Annotated in this window: 17 protein-coding genes; 2 read left to right on the forward strand and 15 right to left on the reverse strand. The window is 72.3% G+C overall.

Annotation, left to right across the window (positions count from 1 at the left end):
• Positions 1 to 69: 69 nt before the first annotated feature.
• Together gatA and gatC are read right to left on the reverse strand one after the other, a co-directional pair.
• Positions 70 to 1,581 carry an Asp-tRNA(Asn)/Glu-tRNA(Gln) amidotransferase subunit GatA gene (gene gatA / locus ACQPZQ_RS37850; protein WP_433289083.1) on the reverse strand — a complete coding sequence of 504 codons (1,512 nt, stop codon included), beginning with the start codon at positions 1,579 to 1,581 and terminating at the stop codon, positions 70 to 72.
• Positions 1,578 to 1,907 (reverse strand): Asp-tRNA(Asn)/Glu-tRNA(Gln) amidotransferase subunit GatC, encoded by a 330-nt coding sequence (gene gatC / locus ACQPZQ_RS37855; protein WP_241035971.1) that lies wholly within the window; start codon positions 1,905 to 1,907, stop codon positions 1,578 to 1,580. The genes gatA and gatC overlap by 4 nt, the downstream gene beginning before the upstream one ends.
• Before the next feature lie 307 nt (positions 1,908 to 2,214).
• Between gatC and ACQPZQ_RS37860 the strand changes: the two genes are divergently transcribed.
• Both ACQPZQ_RS37860 and ACQPZQ_RS37865 read left to right on the forward strand, forming a co-directional pair.
• Positions 2,215 to 2,871, forward strand: coding sequence for an amino acid-binding protein (locus ACQPZQ_RS37860; protein ID WP_241035970.1), 657 nt, complete (start codon positions 2,215 to 2,217; stop codon positions 2,869 to 2,871).
• A gap of 13 nt (positions 2,872 to 2,884) precedes the next feature.
• The gene (locus ACQPZQ_RS37865; protein ID WP_433289086.1) at positions 2,885 to 4,129 is read left to right on the forward strand and encodes a PucR family transcriptional regulator; all 1,245 of its coding nucleotides are present in this window, start codon (positions 2,885 to 2,887) and stop codon (positions 4,127 to 4,129) included.
• A gap of 165 nt (positions 4,130 to 4,294) precedes the next feature.
• Here ACQPZQ_RS37865 and ACQPZQ_RS37870 read toward each other — a convergent pair whose 3' ends face one another.
• From ACQPZQ_RS37870 to ACQPZQ_RS37930, 13 genes are all read right to left on the reverse strand, one after another.
• On the reverse strand, positions 4,295 to 5,470 hold the full coding sequence (locus ACQPZQ_RS37870) for a fatty acid desaturase family protein (protein WP_433289088.1): 1,176 nt from the start codon (positions 5,468 to 5,470) through the stop codon (positions 4,295 to 4,297).
• An 11-nt stretch (positions 5,471 to 5,481) separates the two neighbouring features.
• The gene (locus ACQPZQ_RS37875) at positions 5,482 to 6,555 is read right to left on the reverse strand and encodes a ferredoxin reductase (RefSeq protein ID WP_433289090.1); all 1,074 of its coding nucleotides are present in this window, start codon (positions 6,553 to 6,555) and stop codon (positions 5,482 to 5,484) included.
• A 91-nt stretch (positions 6,556 to 6,646) separates the two neighbouring features.
• Positions 6,647 to 7,366 carry a 3-keto-5-aminohexanoate cleavage protein gene (locus tag ACQPZQ_RS37880; RefSeq protein WP_241035966.1) on the reverse strand — a complete coding sequence of 240 codons (720 nt, stop codon included), beginning with the start codon at positions 7,364 to 7,366 and terminating at the stop codon, positions 6,647 to 6,649.
• Between the two features lie 109 nt (positions 7,367 to 7,475).
• Positions 7,476 to 9,917, reverse strand: coding sequence for an NAD-dependent DNA ligase LigA (ligA, locus tag ACQPZQ_RS37885; RefSeq protein WP_433289092.1), 2,442 nt, complete (start codon positions 9,915 to 9,917; stop codon positions 7,476 to 7,478).
• Between the two features lie 60 nt (positions 9,918 to 9,977).
• A complete protein-coding gene (locus ACQPZQ_RS37890; RefSeq protein ID WP_433289095.1) occupies positions 9,978 to 11,078 on the reverse strand; it encodes a pyridoxal-phosphate-dependent aminotransferase family protein in 1,101 nt (366 codons plus the stop codon).
• A gap of 10 nt (positions 11,079 to 11,088) precedes the next feature.
• Positions 11,089 to 12,171 (reverse strand): methionine synthase, encoded by a 1,083-nt coding sequence (locus tag ACQPZQ_RS37895; protein WP_433299553.1) that lies wholly within the window; start codon positions 12,169 to 12,171, stop codon positions 11,089 to 11,091.
• 122 nt (positions 12,172 to 12,293) lie between these two features.
• Complete coding sequence (locus tag ACQPZQ_RS37900; RefSeq protein WP_433289097.1) at positions 12,294 to 13,103, reverse strand: DUF1206 domain-containing protein; 810 nt, start codon at positions 13,101 to 13,103, stop codon at positions 12,294 to 12,296.
• A gap of 84 nt (positions 13,104 to 13,187) precedes the next feature.
• On the reverse strand, positions 13,188 to 14,264 hold the full coding sequence (gene mnmA, locus ACQPZQ_RS37905) for a tRNA 2-thiouridine(34) synthase MnmA (protein WP_433289099.1): 1,077 nt from the start codon (positions 14,262 to 14,264) through the stop codon (positions 13,188 to 13,190).
• On the reverse strand, positions 14,261 to 15,475 hold the full coding sequence (locus ACQPZQ_RS37910) for a cysteine desulfurase family protein (protein WP_433289101.1): 1,215 nt from the start codon (positions 15,473 to 15,475) through the stop codon (positions 14,261 to 14,263). The genes mnmA and ACQPZQ_RS37910 overlap by 4 nt, the downstream gene beginning before the upstream one ends.
• Before the next feature lie 92 nt (positions 15,476 to 15,567).
• Positions 15,568 to 16,377 carry a lysophospholipid acyltransferase family protein gene (locus ACQPZQ_RS37915; RefSeq protein ID WP_433289103.1) on the reverse strand — a complete coding sequence of 270 codons (810 nt, stop codon included), beginning with the start codon at positions 16,375 to 16,377 and terminating at the stop codon, positions 15,568 to 15,570.
• Positions 16,378 to 16,538: 161 nt separating this feature from the next.
• Complete coding sequence (locus ACQPZQ_RS37920; protein WP_433289105.1) at positions 16,539 to 17,306, reverse strand: GNAT family N-acetyltransferase; 768 nt, start codon at positions 17,304 to 17,306, stop codon at positions 16,539 to 16,541.
• A 151-nt stretch (positions 17,307 to 17,457) separates the two neighbouring features.
• Complete coding sequence (locus ACQPZQ_RS37925) at positions 17,458 to 18,405, reverse strand: electron transfer flavoprotein subunit alpha/FixB family protein (RefSeq protein WP_433289107.1); 948 nt, start codon at positions 18,403 to 18,405, stop codon at positions 17,458 to 17,460.
• Between the two features lie 32 nt (positions 18,406 to 18,437).
• Positions 18,438 to 19,226, reverse strand: coding sequence for an electron transfer flavoprotein subunit beta/FixA family protein (locus ACQPZQ_RS37930; RefSeq protein WP_433299555.1), 789 nt, complete (start codon positions 19,224 to 19,226; stop codon positions 18,438 to 18,440).
• Positions 19,227 to 19,230 lie beyond the last annotated feature (4 nt).

The following is a 19,230-nucleotide window of genomic DNA, read 5'->3' on the forward strand; positions in this document are numbered from 1 at the left end:
GTCCTCCCTCGCAAAGCTCGGTCGGCGCTTCGCGCACACGCTGTATCGATGATTCGCTCGCAAGCTCGCTCATCCCGCACCTCCCGGAAGCGAAGGGACCCGGTTGATCAGTGGGCCGCCGTCCTCGGCGTTGCGAGCGGCCTCGTACGCCGCTCCCACCCGGTACATGACGGCCTCGCCGAGCGCGGGGGCCATCACCTGAAGGCCGACGGGCAGCCCGTCCGCGAGTCCCGTCGGCACCGACAGCGCGGCCGTGCCCGCCAGGTTGGTCGGGATCGTCGCCAGGTCGTTCAGGTACATGGCCAGCGGGTCGTCGACCTTGTCGCCGATCGGGAACGCCGTGGTGGGCGTCGTCGGCGAGACCAGGACGTCCGCCTGGGCGAACGCCGCGGCGAAGTCGCGCGCGATGAGCGTGCGCACCTTCTGCGCCTGCCCGTAGTAGGCGTCGTAGTAGCCCGACGAGAGCGCGTAGGTGCCGAGGATGATGCGCCGCTTGGTCTCGGGCCCGAACCCGGCCTCGCGGGTGGCCGCCATGACCTCCTCCGCCGACGCGCCCGTGTCGACGCGAAGGCCGTAGCGCATGGCGTCGAAGCGGGCGAGGTTCGAGGAGACCTCGCTCGGCAGGATCAGGTAGTACGCCGCGAGCCCGTACTCGAAGTGGGGGCAGGAGACCTCGACGAGCTCGGCGCCGAGCTTCTCCAGCTGCCGCAGCGCCTCGTCGAACGAGGCCCGGACGCCGGGCTGATAGCCCTCGCCGCCCATCTCGCGCACCACGCCGATGCGCAGCCCGGAGAGGTCGCCGGTGGCGCCGAGCCGCACGGCCTCGACGACAGCGGGGATCGGCTCGTCGATCGAGGTGGAGTCGAGCGGGTCGTGTCCCCCGATCACCTCGTGCAGCAGCGCTGCGTCGAGCACGGTGCGCGCGCAGGGCCCGCCCTGGTCGAGCGAGGACGCGCAGGCGATGAGCCCGTAGCGGGACACGCCGCCGTAGGTCGGCTTGACGCCCACCGTGCCGGTGAACGCGGCAGGCTGACGGATCGAGCCACCGGTGTCGGTGCCGATCGCGAGCGGCGCCTCGAACGCGGCGAGCGACGCCGCCGAGCCGCCACCGGAGCCGCCCGGCACGCGGGTGGTGTCCCACGGGTTGCGGGTGGGCCCGTAGGCCGAGTACTCGGTGGACGAGCCCATCGCGAACTCGTCCATGTTGGTCTTGCCCAGGATCGTGATCCCCGCGGCGCGCAGCCGCGACGCCACCGTGGCGTCGTAGGGCGGGCGCCACCCCTCGAGGATCTTCGACCCCGCCGTGGTGGGCATGTCGAGCGTCGTGAAGACGTCCTTGAGGGCCAGCGGCACACCGGCCAGCGGCGAAGCCGGGGCCGTGCCGGCGTCCAGGCTCTCGTCGACCATCGCGGCCGAGGCCAGCGCGGCGTCGGTGGCCACGTGCAGGAACGCGTGCACCTCGTCGTCGACGGCCGCGATCCGGTCGAGGTGGGCCTGAGCGACCTCGACGGCCGACACCTCTCGCGAGTGGATCTTCTCGGCCAGCTCGGCCGCGGTGAGGCGGGTCAGCTCCTCGCTCATGCCTCCTCCCCCAGGATCTGGGGCACCCGGAAGCGCCCGTCCTCGGCAGCGGGGGCACAGGCGAGCGCCTGCTCCTGCGTGAGGCCGGGACGCAGCTCGTCGGGCCGGAACACGTTCTGCAGCGGCACCGCGTGCGAGGTGGGCGGGATGTCGTCGGCGGCGACCTCGCCGACGCGGCTGACCGCGGCGATGATCACCTCGAGCTGACCGGCGAAGACATCGAGCTCCGCGTCGGTGACGGCGAGCCGGGACAGTCGGGCGAGGTGCGCGACCTCATCCCGGGTGATCCCGGTGTCGCCACCCGAGGTCACGGGATCGGCGGACATGTCCCTCCAGGGCGGTTCAGTGCTGCGCAGGATGCGGGGTGGTGTCGGCGTGCACTGCGCCTGCTCCCCGCGCGCCGGGCAAGCGCAGCGGCACCGGCGCAGATGTCGACTACGTCGAGTCTAGTCGTCCGGCAACCAGGCCTCCGTCCGGATCCGCTGCCGGATCTGCGCGGATTCAGATGCCTTCGCCAGATGTTGCGCCGAAGGGGGCGCACCCTGACACAATCTCGCCCGGAGTGCCGCGTCGGCCCGCCCGAGTGGCGCCGGTCCCTCGCGGCTGGAAGCTTTTCGCGAGAGGACGTGAAGTGTGTCGTTCCTGCTCCGGGTGGTGCTGCCGGACAAGCCGGGCAGTCTCGGAGCCCTCGCCACGGCACTGGGCAACGCAGGCGCCGACATCCTCAGCGTCGACGTGGTCGAGCGGAGCAGGGGGCACGCGGTCGATGACCTCGCCGTCGAATTGCCGTCAGGGCGGCCGCCCGACGTGTTGATCACCGCGGCCGAGTCGATTCCGGGCGTGGAGGTGGAGTCGGTGCGGCCACACTCGGGAAAGCTCGACACCCACCGCGAGCTCGAGCTGATCGAGGAGATCACCAGCGACCCGGCGCATGGCCTGCAACTCCTCGCCGACGGCGTGCCGCGGATCTTCCGGGCCGGGTGGGCGCTCGTCGCCGAGCGCGACGGCACGCGTTCCTACCGGCTGGCCGAGAGCTCAGCGGCGCCGGAGACCCGCGCGGGCGACCTGCCGTGGCTCCCGCTGAAGCGCGCGATCGTCGTCGACCCCTCGGTGCACTGGGTGCCCGATCCCTGGCGTGCACTCGACACGGAGCTCGGAGCAGCGCCGTTCGGGCCCGACGCGCGGGCGCTCGTCGTCGGCAGGCCCGGCGGTCCGGCCTTCCGGCCGTCGGAGCTTGCCCGGCTCACGCACCTCGCGGGGATCGTGACCACGGTGCTCGGCAGCCAGTGATGGAGGGCTGACCGTGGACCGGCCCTGGTCCCGCGTGCCCGGCTGGGTGGGCGCGGCGCTGCGGCCGGAGCTCGCCGGCGCCACCGACGAGGTCATCGCAGCAGTGCGTGCGGAGGTGCCCGACTACGCGCGCCCGTTGACGGGCCGGTTCGGCATGCGGATCACCGAGGGGGTCTCGGTCGCGCTCGGGCAGTTCATCGACCTGCTCGGCCGCGACGAGCCCCTCGGCGATGCCAGCGTCTACCGGGCGCTCGGCCAGCTCGAACACCGCGAGGGCCGCACGCTGGCGGCGTTGCAGTCGGCCTACCAGGTCGGCACCCGCACGATGTGGCGCCGGCTCGGTGGCAGTACCACCGCACGTCAGCTGCCCTCCGAGGTGATCTTCAGCCTCGCCGAGGCACTGTTCAGCTACGTCGAACAGATCTCGGCCGCCTCGGTGGCGGGCTGGGCCTACGAGGAGTCCAGCCGCGCGAGCTCGATGCAGGCCCGTCGGCACGCGCTGGTGGAGCTGCTCGCCCGGCAGCCACCAGCGGCCCCGGCCGAGGTCGAACGGGTCGCCGCGGCGGCCGGCTGGGTCCTGCCGGGCCGGCTCGCCGCGCTCGTGGTCGAAGACGCCGTCGCGATGGCGGGCAGGCTGCCCGGAGCGATCGGGGCCGACCTCGATCCGGTCGGCGTCGCCATCGTGAGCGTCGGCGCCACCCGGAACGGACCTGCGGGCCCGAGCGGAACGCGCGGCGAACCCACACCGGACGGCACCGGCTGGCTCGACCGGCTACGGGCCGGGTTGGGCGGCCGGCGGGCTGTGCTCGGACCGGTGGTCGAGCCGTCGCAGGCGCACCGCTCCATCGCCAGGGCGCAGGCGGCGTGGCCGCTGCACGTCGCGGGCCTCCTTCACCCCGGTTCCGACCAGACACTGGCCCGCGCCGACGAGCACCTGCTCGCTCTGCTCCTCGCCGCCGAACCCCAACTCGCCGCCGACCTGTACGAACGCGCCGTGGCACCGCTGCGCACCCTGCCGGCCGGACCAGCCGCCCGCGGCGAGGAGACGCTGCGGGCCTGGCTCGACGCGCACGGCGACATCACGGCCACCGCCGCCGCGCTGCACGTGCACCCCCAAACGGTGCGTTACCGCCTGGCCGGGCTCCGTGACGCGTTCGGTGGGGCGCTGGACGACCCGGCAGCGCGGCTGGAACTGGCGATAGCACTGCGAATGTCGGTGGACAGCTGCACCGCAACCGACCACCCCCCGGAGCCGTGACCCCGAGCGATCGTTCCGAGATCCGGGTTTCCGCCCTCGCGGGGGCGCATAACCGGATCTCGCAGCGATCTTGGCCCGATGATCGTTCCGAGATCCGGGTTTCCGCCCTTTGGGGGCGGATAAGCAGATCTCGCGGTGATCTTGGTCCAGCCGCGTGACGGTGGGTCAGGAGGCCAGGCGGGCCGCGGCGGCCAGGGGGCGACGGGTGGGGGTGGGCAGCTGAGCGGGTGGCGTGGTCGCCGGGGCCTTGCCCCCGCCGGGGAAGGCCAGGCGAGCGATCTTGCGCAGCACCTTGCCGTACTGCCGCGGCAGCGACCCGGTGGTGTACGGCAGGCCGTAGCGCTTGCAGATCTCCTGCACCCGCGGCGCGATCTCCGCGTAGCGGTTGCTGGGCACGTCGGGGAAGAGGTGGTGCTCGATCTGGTGGCTCAGGTTGCCGGTCATCAGGTGGAAGAGCTTGCCGCCCGACAGGTTCGCCGACCCCAGCATCTGCCGGACGTACCACTGTCCCTTCGTCTCGCCCTCGAGCCGCTCCTCGTCGAACGTCTCCACGCCGTCGGGGAAGTGGCCGCAGAAGATCACGGCGTGCGCCCACATGTTGCGTGCGACGTTGGCGGTGGCGTTCGCCGCCACCGTGCTCAGGAAGCCGGGGCCCGACAGCAGCGGGAACAGCACGTAGTCCTTCGCGAGCTGGCGCCGCGCCTTGCGCCAGAGTCCCATCAGCTCGGCCTTGGCCTGCGGCCACGGCTTGGTGCCGTCCTTGACCTTCTCGAGTTCGATGTCGTAGATCGCGACGCCCCACTCGAAGATCATCGAGAGGCCGAGGTTCACGAGCGGCTGGAAGACGTCGGTGGGCTTCCACTCCTGCTCGGGCGTGATCCGCATGATCGAGTAACCCAGGTCGCGGTCCTTGCCTCGGACGTTGGTGAACGTGTGGTGCTCGTAGTTGTGCGACTTCTTCCACGCCGCCGCGGGCGATGCGTGGTCCCACTCCCACGTCGTGGAGTGGATCTTCGGGTCACGCATCCAGTCCCACTGACCGTGCAGGACGTTGTGGCCGATCTCCATGTTGTCGAGGATCTTGGCCACGGACAGCGCCGCCGTACCGGCCACCCAGGCGGGCGGGAACAAGGAGAAGATCAGCGCGGCGCGGCCGCCCACCTCGAGTCCTCGCTGCACGGCGATGACCCGGTGGATGTAGCGGGCGTCGGCCTCGCCGAGCGACGCGACCACCTCGGCGCGGATCGCGTCCAACTCGGCTCCGATGGCCTCGACCTGCTCGTCGGTGAGGTGCGCTGCAGCGCTGGGGACGGTGGACTTGGTGAAGGTCTGTGTAGCCATGGAGATGCCTCCTAGAGCTCGATCTCGACGTCGCCCGCGGCACCGGAGACACAGGTGCGTACGGGTTCGCCGGGGGTGTCGTGCAGGTCGCCGGTGCGCAGGTCGCGGACCGCGCCGGAGCGCAGCCGGCCGACGCACGTGTGGCAGATGCCCATGCGGCATCCGTTGGGCAGCAGCGCACCCGCCGCCTCGCCGGCCACCATCAGCGGAGTGCCGGGGCCGGCGTCGGCCTCGATCCCGCTGGCGGTGAAGGACACGCGCCCGCCCGTGGCGTCGGTGGCGACGGCTACCGGCGGTGTGAACAGCTCGACGTGCAATGCGTCCGGGTCACCGACCCTGGCCCAATGCGCGGTGAGGGCGTCGAGGAGGCCGGCAGGCCCGCACGCCCAGGTCTGGCGGGCCGCCCAGTCGGGGACCGTGTCGGTGAGGTTCTCCGGGGTGAGCCGGCCCTCCACGGCGGTGTGGCGCTCCACGAGCGTGAGCCCGGTACGCGCGGCGAGCGTCCGCAGCTCCTGCCCGAAGACGACGTCGGACGCCGTGCGGTCGCAGTGCACGAGCACCGCTCCGCCGAGCGTCCCGGGCCGGGCCGCGGCCAAGTGGCGGAGCATGCCCATGACGGGCGTGATCCCGCTGCCTGCGGTGAGGAACAGGAGTTTCTCGGGCACCGGCTCCGGCAGCACGAACTCGCCTGCCGGCGGCCCGATCCGCAGCAGTGTGCCGATCGGCGTGCTGTACGCCAGCGCGTTCGAGACGGTGCCGCCCGGCACGGCCGTGACGGTGACGGCGAGCAGTGGGTCGCCCGGGCAGGACGTCACCGAGTAGGTCCGCCAGTGCCAGACCCCGTCGATCCGGGTGCCGACCCCGACGAACTGGCCCGGCCGGTGCTCCAGACGGCCAGGGCCGGAACGCAACAGCAGAGTGGTGGTGTCGGCGGTCTCCCGGCGCAGTCCGGCGACGCGGGCGTGCGGCTCGCGGCGTGACCACAGCGGGTTCAGCGTGCCGAGCAGATCATCGGGTAGCAATGGCTGCGTGAACCAGGACGCTGCCACTCGCGCCCGCCGTCCGAATAACCCCAGAACCCCCATACGTCCGACGCTATTGCCGGCTTCACACAACCGGCCACGTCGCGGACCACGTCCCGGCAGCCCCTTCTGTTGCAGGAGCCAAATCCGTGGATCAGACGCGGATCTCCAACGCCAGCTCGGCGAGATGGTCGTTGCCCGTGGCGAGCCATCCCCTCGGCGTGACGAGGACGTCCTCGAACCCGATGCGGGTGTCGATACCCATGCGCATCGCGTATTCCAGAACCGGCCAAGCGCCGTCCTCCTCGCCGTGCAGGAGGATCGGAACCGGGAGCGTGCCGAGCGCACGCAGGATGCGCACCGCCTCGGCCACTGCCGTCTCGGGGTCGGAGACGGTGGACTCGGCCAGCACGCGGGTGGTGCCGCGGGGAACCCCGGTGGTGCGCAAGGTGACGGCGTCGCCGCTGGTCCACACGCCGAGCTCGACGCCGATCCCCACCGACGCCGCCGCGGCGCAGACGTCGACCCAGCCCTTCTCGTGCACGTTCACCGAGCAGACGTCCGGCTTGCCGACACCGAGATGGCCCCACGCGAGCACTGCCTCGATGCGCTTGACGGGGTCGGGCTGGATCCAGCGGCCGGTGGTGACGCCGATCTCCATGCCGGGCACCTGGGCCCGGATGGCAGCGACCGTGTCGCCGACGTAGATGGGGTCGAGCGTCTCCTGCTGGTCGGGCCCGCGTGGGTGCACGTGCACCGACGAGATGCCCAGCTGCGCCACGTCACGGGCGTCGCGCGCGAGGTGCCGGGCGAGCACCGGGAGCGCGGGATGCGCATCCGCCGGTCGCGATCCGTTCAGAACCGCCTGCAGCACGCAAACACCCCCACACGGACCACGCAGCGAACCCCAATGGGCCGACAAGCCCCATCAGAGGCTCTCGGCACATCGATCATACGGACTCACGCCTGACACGATCGGGGGCTTATGACTCTACTGTCGCCATCTGCCTCGCCGCGTCCGGACCCCGTTCCAAAAGCACCCGGAAGCCGGCCTCGTCGAGCACCGGCACTCCGATCTCCAACGCCTTGTCGTATTTGGAGCCGGGGGCATCGCCCGCCACCACGAACGCGGTTTTCTTCGAGACCGAGCCCGCCGCGCGCCCGCCGCGGGCGGTGATCGCCTCCTTGGCCTCGTCGCGCGAATAACCCTCCATCGAGCCGGTGACGACGATGGAGAGGCCTTCGAGCGTGCGCGGCACCGACGCGTCGACCTCGTCGACCATCCGGACGCCCGCGGCCCGCCACTTCTCGACGACCTCCCGGTGCCAGTCGACGGTGAACCAGTCGCGCACCGCCGCGGCGATGGTGGGTCCGACCCCTTCCACTCCGGCGATCGGCGCCAACGCCGCCGTGAGGGCCTTCGCCTGCGCCCGCGCCGCCACGCGTGCCGCGCGCTGCGCGGCCGCCGCCTGCTCCTCGGCGGAGAGCTCCGGCACGTCCTCCTCGGTTGCCCCTGCCGTGGCCGGCTCCGCGGCACCGTCGCTCGCCCCACTGCCGGCAGCGGCCTCGATGGCCTCGCCGTCGGTGGCCGCCGCTCCGTCAACCGCTCCCCCGTCGACCGCCCCGTCGACGTCCGGTACCGCCGCGAGCGCAACCGCATCGGCGGAGTCGTCGGAGTCGTCGAGCGAACCGTCGGAGGTGATCGCAACTCCGGCAGCAGCGGTGTCGCGGGCCGCGGCCTCCGCCGCCGCCTCGATCGCATCCATCGACGCGAACTCCCGGGCCAGCGCCTGCGCGGCGGTGGGTCCGACGTGGCGGATCGACAGCCCGACCAGCACACGCCACAACGGCCGGTCCTTCGCCGCCTCCAGGTTGGCCAGCAGCTTGTGGCCGTTGGCCGACAACTCCCCCGCCTTGGTGCGGAACAGGTCGACGCGCAGGAGGTCCTGCTCGGTGAGCGTGAAGACGTCGCCCTCGTCCTGCACCACACCGGAGGCGAGCAGCGCGGTGGCGGCCTCGTAGCCCAGCCCCTCGATGTCGAACGCGCCCCGCCCGGCCACGTGGAACAGCCGCTCACGCAGCTGCGCGGGGCAGGAACGGGCGTTGGGGCAACGCTGGTCGACGTCGCCCGCCTTCTGCCGCACCAGGCGCGTGCCGCACTCCGGGCAGTGGGTGGGCATGACGAACTCTCGCTCCGAGCCGTCGCGCAGATCGACGACCGGGCCGAGGACCTCGGGGATGACGTCGCCCGCCTTGCGGATGACGACGCGATCGCCGATCAGAACACCCTTGCGCCGCACCTCATCGGCATTGTGGAGCGTGGCCAGCGAGACCGTGGACCCGGCGATCACCACAGGCTCCATCTGCGCGAACGGCGTGACCCGGCCGGTGCGCCCCACGTTGACCTGGATGTCGAGGAGCTTGGTTGTGGCCTCCTCGGGCGGGTACTTGAACGCGATGGCCCAGCGGGGTGCCCGCGAGGTGGAGCCGAGCCGCCGCTGCAGCGCCACCTCGTCGACCTTGACGACAACGCCGTCGATCTCGTGCTCGATGTCGTGGCGGTGCTCGCCCCAGTACTCGACGTGGGCGACGACGTCGCCGACGTTGTCGAGCACCACGGTGCGCTCCGAGACGGGCAGCCCCCAGGCGCGCAGCGCGTCGTAGCCCTGCGACTGGCGCTCGAGTGCGAAGCCCTCGCGCTTGCCGAAGCCGTGGCAGATCAGGCGTAGATGGCGCGACGCGGTGACCTTCGGGTCCTTCTGCCGCAACGACCCGGCCGCGGTGTTGCGCGGGTTGGCGAACGGCGGCTTGCCCGCCTCCACCAGCGCCGCGTTGAGCGCCTGGAAATCCTCCAGCCGGAAGTAGACCTCGCCGCGCACCTCAACCACCGCGGGCACAGGGAACTCCGGGGTGCCCGTGAGCCGGTCGGGCACCTCCTCGAGCGTGCGCATGTTGAGAGTGATGTCCTCACCGGTGCGCCCGTCGCCACGGGTGAGCGCTCTGGTGAGCCTGCCGTTCTCGTAGAGCAGGTTGACGGCCAGCCCGTCGATCTTGAGCTCGCAGAGGTAGTGGAGCTGCTCCGCACCGACATCGCGCGCGACCCGCTCGGCCCAGCTGCGCAGCTCGTCGGGGCTGAACGCGTTGTCCAGGCTGAGCATGCGCTCGAGATGGTTGTAGGCCGTGAAGTCGGTGGAGAACCGCCCGACCACCTTCTGCGTGGGCGACTCGGGCGTGGCCAGCTCGGGGTGCTGCTCCTCCAGCTCCACCAGCTCACGCCACAGCGCGTCGAACTGCCCGTCGGAGACCACGGGCGCGTCGAGCACGTAGTAGCGGAACTGGTGGTCGGCTATCTCGGTCGCCAGCCGAGAGTGACGCTCGCGGACCTCCGCGGGCGGGGCCGAAGGGGCGGCGGGTTCTGGGCTCACGCCGTGAGGCTACCGAGACCGACCGACAGTCTCAGCCGGCCGACACCCCAGGTCAGGAGGTCAGGCCTTCAGGAGCTCCCGCACCGCACCGAGCAACGTCACGACGGAACGCTCCGTGGCGGCGTGCCCCATCAGCCCGATCCGCCACGCCCGCCCGGCGAATGCGCCGAGGCCACCCCCGACCTCGATCCCGTAGTCGGCGAGCAGCCGCGTGCGCGCCTGCGCGTCGTCGAGATCCTCGGGAAGGAGCGCGGTGGTGAGCTGCGGCAGCCGGGCACCGTCGGGGGCGAGCACCGTGAAACCCAGCTCCGGCAGCGCCGACTGCAGCAGCGCGCCGACCCGCGCGTGCCGCTCCCAGACCGCCTCGACGCCCTCCTCCAGCAGCCGCCCCAGCCCAGCGTGCAGCGAGTACGCGAGCGTGGAGGACGCGGTGTGGTGGTAGCGCGGGGGCGTGGCCAGGAAGTACTCGTTGAGCAGGCCTAGGTCGAGGTAGAACGAGTGGATCGGCGTGGTGCGCGCCTGCATCTTCGCGACGGCACGCGGGCCGAGCGTCACCGGAGCGAGCCCGGGCGGCGCGCCGAGGCACTTCTGGGAAGCCGAGTAGCAGGCGTCGATCTGCCATTCGTCGATCTCGAGGCGGGTGCCGCCGAGCGCGGTGACAGCGTCGATGAGCAGCAGGGTGTCGGTCTGCGACAGCTCGGGCCCGAGCGGGGCGATGTCGTTGCGCACACCGGTGGACGTCTCCGCCGCGACCACGGCGACCAACGCGGCCTGCGGGTGTGCCCGCTGCGCGGCGAGCACGTCGGCGGGGTCGAGCGCGGTGCCCCACGGTGCCTCGACCCGCACCACGCGGGCGCCCCCGCGGTGGGCGACCTCGCAGATGCGTTCGCCGAAGTAGCCGTTGACGCCGACGATGACGGTCTCGCCCGGCTCCAGCAGCGACGCCAGGCAGGCCTCCATACCGGCGGAGCCGGTGCCGCTGACCGGAAGCGTCAACTGGTTGGAGGTGCGGAAGACCTCGCGGAGCCGGTCGCCGATCTCGTGCACCACACCGAGGTACTCGGGGTCGAGATGGCCCAGCACCGGACGAGTCAGGGCCTCGACGGCCTCCGGGTACGGCGCGGAAGGTCCCGGGCCGAGGAGCAGACGGTCACCGTGCATAGGTCGCACGCTACGTGCGATCGGTAGCGGAGGACACGTCGGGTGGATCGAGAAATACGTCACCCAACTCACGGGAGAGGGTGAGTGCGCGGCGGCCCCACGCCGGCGTCGCGCCGGCGAGACCACATGTCGGCGTCGGGATGGCGAGTGCCGCAAGGCGCGAGCGGTCGAAGCCGAGCCGGTCGGCGAGATCGAACGCGGGGCGAACGAGCTCCCGTGTCGTGACCGGTCGTCCGGGGTCGAGTGCCGGCACCAGACCCAGCATGAGCGGGGTGCCGGCGTCCCAGACCTCACCGAGAGCGTCGAGCGCCGCGGGCAGGGCGGTGTCCCCGGAGAACGCCGGGCGCGTGGCGTCGATCCCGATCCCGGCTGCCCCGATGTCCGCGAGCAGCCGCACCGGCGGTCGGTCGGCGCAGCAGTGCACAATCACCGGCACGCCCAGTCCGGAGACGAGTTCGCGCAGTGTGTCCTGCGCCTCGTTCCGCCCGACCGCTCGAACCGTCCCGTATCCCGACGCCGTGGGCAGCGAGCCTGCCAGCACGGCCGGCAGCGTCGGCTCGTCGAGCTGCACCAGCACCTGGGCTCCGGTGCGGGCGGCCACCTCGGCGACGTGGGTGCGGAAGCCCACCAGCAGGCTCTCGGCGAACTCGCGCACGGCACCGTGGTCGGTCAGTACGCGGTGCCCCGAATGCAGCTCCACGCCTGCCGCGAGCGTCCACGGCCCGGCCGCCTGCACCTTCACCCAGTCGGGCCGGGCAGGCTCGCACGCCTCCTCGAAGGCGTCGAGATCGACGCGCATCAGGTCGACGGCCCGGCGGTGGTCTCTTCCGGGCCGGGCAGTCACCCGGTAACCGGTCGGCACGACCTCGACGGCGATGTCCACGAGCATCCCCGCCGTGCGCCCGATCATGTCCGCGCCCACACCGCGGGCCGGCAGCTCGGGCAGGTGAGGCAGCAGCGGCACCTCCCCCACGACAGTGGCGGCGGCCTCGCGCGGATCGCTGCCGGGCAGCGACCCGACGCCGGTGGCGGCCCCGTCGGGCCAGCGCTGAGGCGGTGCTGCGGGCTCGGCCTCGTCGACCGGCCCGGGCATCACGATGGCGCCGCCTGCGGCCGTCTCGCCCGGGGTGACCCCGGCCAGGCCGGCTGCGGCGATCGCGGCCTCGAGCGCGTCATCGGTACTCACGGCCGGTGTCTACCACCCGGAGCGCGCGCTCATGCCTTCCGGTACCGGGCGTCGAAGAAACAGTGGACGCCGAACGCGACCAGCCCGAGAGCCAGCACCACGAGCACCACCGGCCCGTACGGCTGGCCGGCGACGGCCTGCAGCCCCGCGTCGAGGCCGGTCGGCTGTGCCGGGTCGAACCGCACCGCTGCGACGACGAGGAGCACCCCGGGTATCCCGTAGGCCACGCCGAGCGCGGCCCAGCCGATCTGCCCGACCCGGGTGACCAGCTGCGAGCGGTTCAGCCCGGCCCCGGCGAGGTCGAGCTCACGGAGGAACGCATGCGTGATCCCGCGGTACACCGCGTAACCGCCCCCGACGACGAGCCCGGCGCCCGCGAGCCCCACGAGGAACGGGCCTCCGGGCAGCCCGAACACGACCGTGGCGAACGACGGCTGCTTCGACGGCGCGCCTCCGGACGCGGCGATGGATGCAGCCGACCAGGCGAGAACGCCGAACAGCGCGGCTTCGGCGAGATTGACCGCGGTTCGCAGCACGCGGTTCCCGACCGGTGCGCCGCGGTGCCCCCACACCGCCTCGGCGAGCTGCCAGACCACCAGCGCGCTCAGGCCGACCGTGATCACCCACAGCAGCGCCACCCCCGGCCACTGCTCGGCGATCGTCTGCAGCGCACCCTTCTTGTCGACTCGTTCTCGATCACCGAGCGCGACCTGCACGGCGAGTGCGGCGACCAGCAGGTGCACCACCCCGTACGCGACGAGGCCACCTCGGCCGAGCATGACCACGGGTGCGCTGCGCACCACATCCCGCGCCGCTGCCTCGGTGGTCTCGGACACCACGCGCACCTCCTCGTGCGCGCGAAGCGTCCCCTGGCGGCCTGCCACGGCGACACCGCCACTCGGTGGGCGGTCCGGCGGTCGAGCTCAGTGCGCCCTGGTGATCGTGGCGCTGCCCAGCACGACATCGCCGCCGGCGTCCGGCCGGTAGAGGGCGACCGCCTGGCCGGGAGCGACACCACGCAGTGGCTCGTCGAGCTCGACCCGCAGCCCGTCGGCGCTCGGAACGGCGACAGCCTCGGCCAGACCGCCATGGGCCCGCACCTGGACCACGCACGGGAACCGGCCGGCCGGCGCCTGCCCGGCGCTCCACACCGGACGCGCTGCGTCGATGGTGCGCACATCGAGGGCGGTGGCCGGCCCCACGCGGACGGTGCCGCTGGCCGGCTCGATCCCGATCACGTAACGCGGCCTGCCGTCGACGGCGGGAGCGTGGACGCCGAGTCCCTTGCGCTGCCCGACCGTGAAGCCGTGCACGCCGTCGTGGCGGGCCAGCTCCTCGCCGGTGGTGTGGTCGACCACGGAGCCCGGCCGGGCGCCGACGCGGGCGCCGAGGAACGCGCGGGTGTCGCCGGAAGGGATGAAGCAGATGTCGTGGCTGTCGGGCTTGTCGGCCACCCGCAGCCCGCGCTCGGCTGCCTCGGCGCGCACCGCCGTCTTCTCGGTGTCGCCGATCGGGAACATGGCGTGCGCGAGCTGGTGGGAGGTCAGGACCGCCAGCACGTAGGACTGGTCCTTGCCGGCGTCCACGGCCCGGCGCAGCTCGCCTGCCGTGAGCCGGGCGTAGTGCCCGGTGCAGACGGCGTCGAAGCCGAGCGCCAGCGCCTTGTCGAGCAACGCCGAGAACTTGATCTTCTCGTTGCAGCGCAGGCACGGGTTGGGGGTCTGGCCCGCGGCGTAGGCGGCCACGAAGTCGTCGACCACGTCGGCGGTGAAGCGCGCGGCGAAGTCCCAGACGTAGAACGGGATGTCGAGAACGTCCGCGGCTCGCCTGGCGTCGGCAGCGTCCTCGCGCGAGCAGCACCCCCGGGAGCCGGCACGTAGTGCGGCCGGGGTCTCGGACAGCGCCAGGTGCACCCCGACGACGTCGTGCCCGGCGTCGACGGCCCGCGCCGCCGCCACGGCGGAGTCGACGCCGCCGCTCATCGCCGCGAGCACTCTCATCGGATGCCGGCCGCCGGCTGCCCGGCGCGTCGCGCCCGCTCGACCACGGCGCCGATCACGGCGACCACGGCGTCGACGTCGGACGGCGTGGAGGTGTGCCCGAGGGAGAACCGGAGCGAGCTGCGGGCGACGGCCTCGTCGGCACCCATGGCGAGCAGCACGTGGCTGGGCTGCGCCACCCCGGCTGTGCACGCCGACCCGGTGGAGCACTCGATGCCCTGGGCGTCGAGCAGCATGAGCAGGCTGTCGCCTTCGCACCCGGGGAAGGACAGGTGCGCGTTGCCGGGCAGCCGCGACGGGCCGCCCTCGACCACGCCTGTGCCGGGGTCGCCGTTCAGGGTGGCGTCGGGCACGGTGGCGAGGATCTTGCCGACGAGGTCGTCGCGCAGCCCGGCCAGGGTGGCCGCCCGGCGGGCGGACGCGCCGGCCGCCAGCTCCACCGCCGTGGCCAGACCCACCACGGCGGGGGTGTCCAGGGTGCCGGACCGCACGTCGCGCTCCTGACCACCACCGTGCAGGATCGGGGTGAGCGCCACCTCCCGCCCGAGCAGCAGCACGCCCGCCCCGATGGGGCCGCCCAGCTTGTGCCCGGTGAGGCTGAGTGCATCCACTCCGGACGCGCCGAAGTCCACCGGCAGCACGCCGACGGCCTGCACGGCGTCGGTGTGCATCGGAATGCCGAAGTCGTGGGCGATGGCGGCCAGCTCACGGATCGGGTTGACCGTGCCGACCTCGTTGTTGGCCCACATGACCGAGACCAGCGCGACCCGCTCGGGCTCGTGGGCGAGCGCGGCGCGCAACGTCTCGGGACGGACGCGGCCGACCTCGTCGACCTCGAGCAGCTCCAGCTCGGCGTCCTCGTGCTCGGCGAGCCACTGCGCCGAGTCGAGCACGGCGTGGTGCTCGATCGACGAGACGAGCACCCGCACGCGCTGTGGATCGGCGGCGCGGCGCGACCAGTAGAGGCCCTTCACCGCCATGTTGTCGCTCTCCGTGCCACCTGTGGTGAACACGACCTCCGAGGGCCGGGCACCCACCGCGGCCCCGATCCGTTCGCGCGCCTCCTCGACGTCGCGCCGGGCCCGCCGCCCTGCGGTGTGCAGGGACGAGGCGTTGCCGGTGCGACGCAGCGCATCCGTCATCGACACCACTGCCTCATCCAGCATCGGCGTGGTGGCGGCGTGGTCGAGGTAGATCGGTGGTGGTGTCACAGAGCTCTACGCTGCCATTTCAGGTCGGCGACCCGTCCCGGTTCGGTGATCGCACGCCAGGGTAGTCGCCGTCCGCAGCCCGCGGCCTCGGGCTATGCGGCCTCGACACGCGCCGACTCAGCGGCACCGCCGAGCGGTTGCTGCCACTCCGCCGTGTGTGGCACTCCGGTGACCGCCGCGACGGCGTCGGCCGCCATTCGGGCGAGCTCGCGCCGGTCGGCCGCGGATCCTGCCGGGATCGCCGGAAGGACCGTCAGCTCGCAGATCAGTGCAGGCAGCCGCAGCACCCGGTGCAGCGAGTCCCACAGCGTCTGGTCGCCGACGAACGCCGACGAACGATCCGGGGTCCCGTCCGGGCGTCGCAGTTCGAACGCCACCGGCCGGACCTGGGCCCCCGCGTCGATGGCCGCCTGGAACGCAGCCCGCCGGAACGGCCCGGCCGCCTGCCCGCACCAGGTCGTGCCCTCGGGGAACACCCCGACGGCCGAGCCGGAGCGCAGCGCCTGCGCCGTGGCGTCGACCGTGGCGGGCAGCGCCCGGAGCCCCGCGCGGTCGACGAAGAGCGCTCCGGTGCGCGCCGCCAGAGCGCCGATCACCGGCCAGTCCCGCACCTCGTGCTTGGCGAGCATCCGCACGGGCTGCACCGCGGCCATGGCGAGCACATCGATCCACGACATGTGGTTGGCGACGACGAGCACGCCCGCGCCGTCGCTGTAGGGACCGCCGTTGACCCGCAGCCGCACCCCCACGGCGCGGAGCGCCGCCCGGCAGCACGCGCTCAGCCACCGGGCCCGTGCCGGTCCACCGAGCACCGGCACGGCCAGCACAGCGCCGACCAGCACGGCCGCGCAGAGCACTGCCACCAGCCGGACCAGCCGAACGACCACCCGTACCTGTGACACGGGCGCCTCGTCGTCCTGCAGGCAACCGGGCCCGCACGGCGACGACGGCGCCCAGCTCGCCGTATGCACCGGGTGCGGCGGCTCGGACGTCGCCGACGTCGCCGACGGAGACGGCAACGAAGCCGTCGATGGCGTCATCCCCGACGCCGTGATCACGCTGGTCACTCCGCGCCGTCCCCTAGGAAGAAGCGCAGGTAGCGGTCGTCCACGTGGTCCATGCCGAGCAGCACCATGAAGTCGGCGCAGTCGAAATCCGGGTCGTGTGCAGGCTCGCCGCACACCCACGCGCCGAGGCGCAGGTAGCCGCGCAGCAGCGGGGGCATCGGCGCCCGCTGCGACCGGACGACCCCGTCCGGGTCCCACGGGTTCAGCGGCTGGACGCTGTAGGGCTGCGGGGAGAGGTGGCGGGCACGCACTCGGTCGCGGACGCTCGCGGCGATCCCGCCACCGTCGCCCAGCGGGACACTCGCGCATCCGCCCAGCCAGCGGTGGCCGGTGAGCAGCATGTACCGGGCGATGCCGGCCCAGACGAGTCCGACGACGGCTCCGTCGCGGTGGTCGGGGTGCACGCAGGAACGCCCTGTCTCCACGAGCGACGACCGCAGCGGCGCCAGGGCGTCGATCCGGAACTCGGACTCCATGTAGAGGCCGCCGGCTGCGGCGGCACGCTCCGGCGGAAGCATCCGGTAGGTCCCGACGATCTCGCCGGTGATGTCGTCGCGCACGACGAGGTGGTCGCAGAACTCGTCGTAGCGGTCGATGTCGAGCCCGGGCTCCGGGGTGTGGAGCACGGCGCCGAGCTCGCCCGCGAAGACGCGGTGCCGGAGCCGTTGGGCTTCGCGCACCTCGTCCGGGTCGGTGGTGATCAGCAGCGAGTAGCGTGAACTGGCGGCCTGTGGAGTCCGGGCCAGAACCTGCGATGAGGTCACGCGGGAGTTGGTACGGGTCGTGAGCTAACGCCGACCGCCGCGGGCATCGACCGCCGATGGCAACCGGGTGAACAGCACAGCGTTCTCACAGACCTGCCCCGGACGGAGTTCACCGTCCGGGGCAGGGGCGTGATGTCGGCCGACCGAGCGTTCAGCCCTTGCGCTTGGTGACCTCGTCGGTCAGTTGGGGGGCCACCTTGAACAGATCGCCCACCACCCCGAAGTCGGCGATCTCGAAGATCGGCGCCTCCGCGTCCTTGTTCACCGCGATGATCGTCTTCGAGGTCTGCATCCCCGCCCGGTGCTGGATCGCACCCGAGATCCCCAACGCGATATACAACTGCGGCGAGACCGTCTTCCCGGTCTGACCCACCTGGAACTGATGCGGGTAATACCCCGAGTCCACCGCCGCGCGCGAGGCCCCGACCGCCGCACCCAGCGAGTCGGCCAGCGCCTCCACCACGGCGAAGTCATCCGCCGACCCGACACCGCGGCCACCGGAGACCACCACCGACGCCTCGGTCAACTCCGGACGGTCCCCACCCGTGATCGGCTCCCGGCTGGTCACCGTGGCCGCCCGCCCCGCCGTGGCAGGAACGGCGACCTGCTCCTCCACCCCCGCACCCGCCACCGGCTCGACCTCCACCGAACCCGGCCGCACCGTGATCACCGGATGCCCCGTGTTCGACTTCGCCTCGGCGATGAACGCCCCACCGAACACCGAATGCGTGACCCCGTCCGGGGCGACCGCCACCACGTCGCCCAGCAGACCGCTCCCGGTGCGCACCGCGACCCGCCCGGCGATCTCCTTCCCGTCCGCCGACACCGCGATCAGCACCGCCGCCGGATCCCTCGACTCCACCAGCGACGCCAACACCCCCACCTCCGCGGTGAGGAACTCGCCCGTGTCGGTCTCCGCGACGTAGATCTTCTCCGCGCCGTGCTCCTTCAACACCCCGGCCAGCTTCGCCGCCGTGCCCGCCACACCCACCACCACCGCGCTGGGCTCACCCAGCGCGCGGGCCGCGGTCAACAACTCCAACGTCGCCTTCTTGATCTCACCCTCGAGGTGGTCGACGAGGACCAGCACCTCAGCCATGAGCCTTCTCCCCTTCTCGCCGAACCGGTTTCTCAGATGAGCTTCTGCGCGACCAAAAACGCCGCCACCTTCGCGCCGCCGTCGCCCTCGTCCTCGACCTTCTCCCCCGCGCTCTTGGGCGGCTTGGGCTGCGACGAGACCACGGCCGACAGCGCGGTGGCCAACCCGACCTCCGCCGGGTCGATGCCCGCATCCGCCAGCGACAGGGTGGCCACCGGCTTCTTCTTCGCCGCCATGATCCCCTTGAACGACGGATACCGCGGCTCGTTGATCTTCTCGTTCACGCTCACCACCGCCGGCAACTCCGCGCTCAGGTGCGTGACCCCGTCGTCGGTCTCCCGGCGCACCGTCACCGTCGAGCCGTCCACCGTGATCTCGCGGGCGTGGGTCAACGCCGGCAACCCCAACACGTCGGCCACCATCGCCGGCACCGCGGCGCTGCGCCCGTCCGAGGCCTCGTTGCCCGCCACGACCAGATCGAACCCGCCCTCGACCGTGCCCAACACCTTCGCCAGCGCCCGCGCGGTCTGCACCGCACACGACCCGTGCACCGCCTCATCCGACAGATGCACCGCCTTGTCCGCACCCATCGACAACGCCTTCCGAATCGCATCCGTCGCACGATCCGGACCCATCGTCACCACGGTCACCTCACCACCGTGACTCTCCTTCAACTGCAAAGCCGCCTCGACCGCACGCTCATTGATCTCATCCAGCACCGCATCGGTGGCATCCCGGTCCAACGTGCCGTCCGACGGGCTGAGCCTGCGCTCCGAATAGGTGTCCGGCACCTGCTTGACCAGCACGACGATGTTCATCAGACCT

Source organism: Pseudonocardia sp. CA-142604, from assembly GCF_050948475.1.
Lineage (GTDB): Bacteria > Actinomycetota > Actinomycetes > Mycobacteriales > Pseudonocardiaceae > Pseudonocardia > Pseudonocardia alaniniphila.

What these genes read in the sequence shown, in the direction of transcription:
- mnmA (WP_433289099.1), bottom strand. Translation starts at nt 14,264, where the DNA reads ATGAGAGTGCTCGCGGCGATGAGCGGCGGCGTCGACTCCGCCGTGGCG.
- ACQPZQ_RS37890 (WP_433289095.1), bottom strand. Translation starts at nt 11,078, where the DNA reads ATGCACGGTGACCGTCTGCTCCTCGGCCCGGGACCTTCCGCGCCGTAC.
- gatC (WP_241035971.1), bottom strand. Translation starts at nt 1,907, where the DNA reads ATGTCCGCCGATCCCGTGACCTCGGGTGGCGACACCGGGATCACCCGG.
- ACQPZQ_RS37875 (WP_433289090.1), bottom strand. Translation starts at nt 6,555, where the DNA reads ATGGGGGTTCTGGGGTTATTCGGACGGCGGGCGCGAGTGGCAGCGTCC.
- gatA (WP_433289083.1), bottom strand. Translation starts at nt 1,581, where the DNA reads ATGAGCGAGGAGCTGACCCGCCTCACCGCGGCCGAGCTGGCCGAGAAG.
- ACQPZQ_RS37895 (WP_433299553.1), bottom strand. Translation starts at nt 12,171, where the DNA reads ATGCCCGGGCCGGTCGACGAGGCCGAGCCCGCAGCACCGCCTCAGCGC.
- ACQPZQ_RS37870 (WP_433289088.1), bottom strand. Translation starts at nt 5,470, where the DNA reads ATGGCTACACAGACCTTCACCAAGTCCACCGTCCCCAGCGCTGCAGCG.
- ACQPZQ_RS37925 (WP_433289107.1), bottom strand. Translation starts at nt 18,405, where the DNA reads ATGGCTGAGGTGCTGGTCCTCGTCGACCACCTCGAGGGTGAGATCAAG.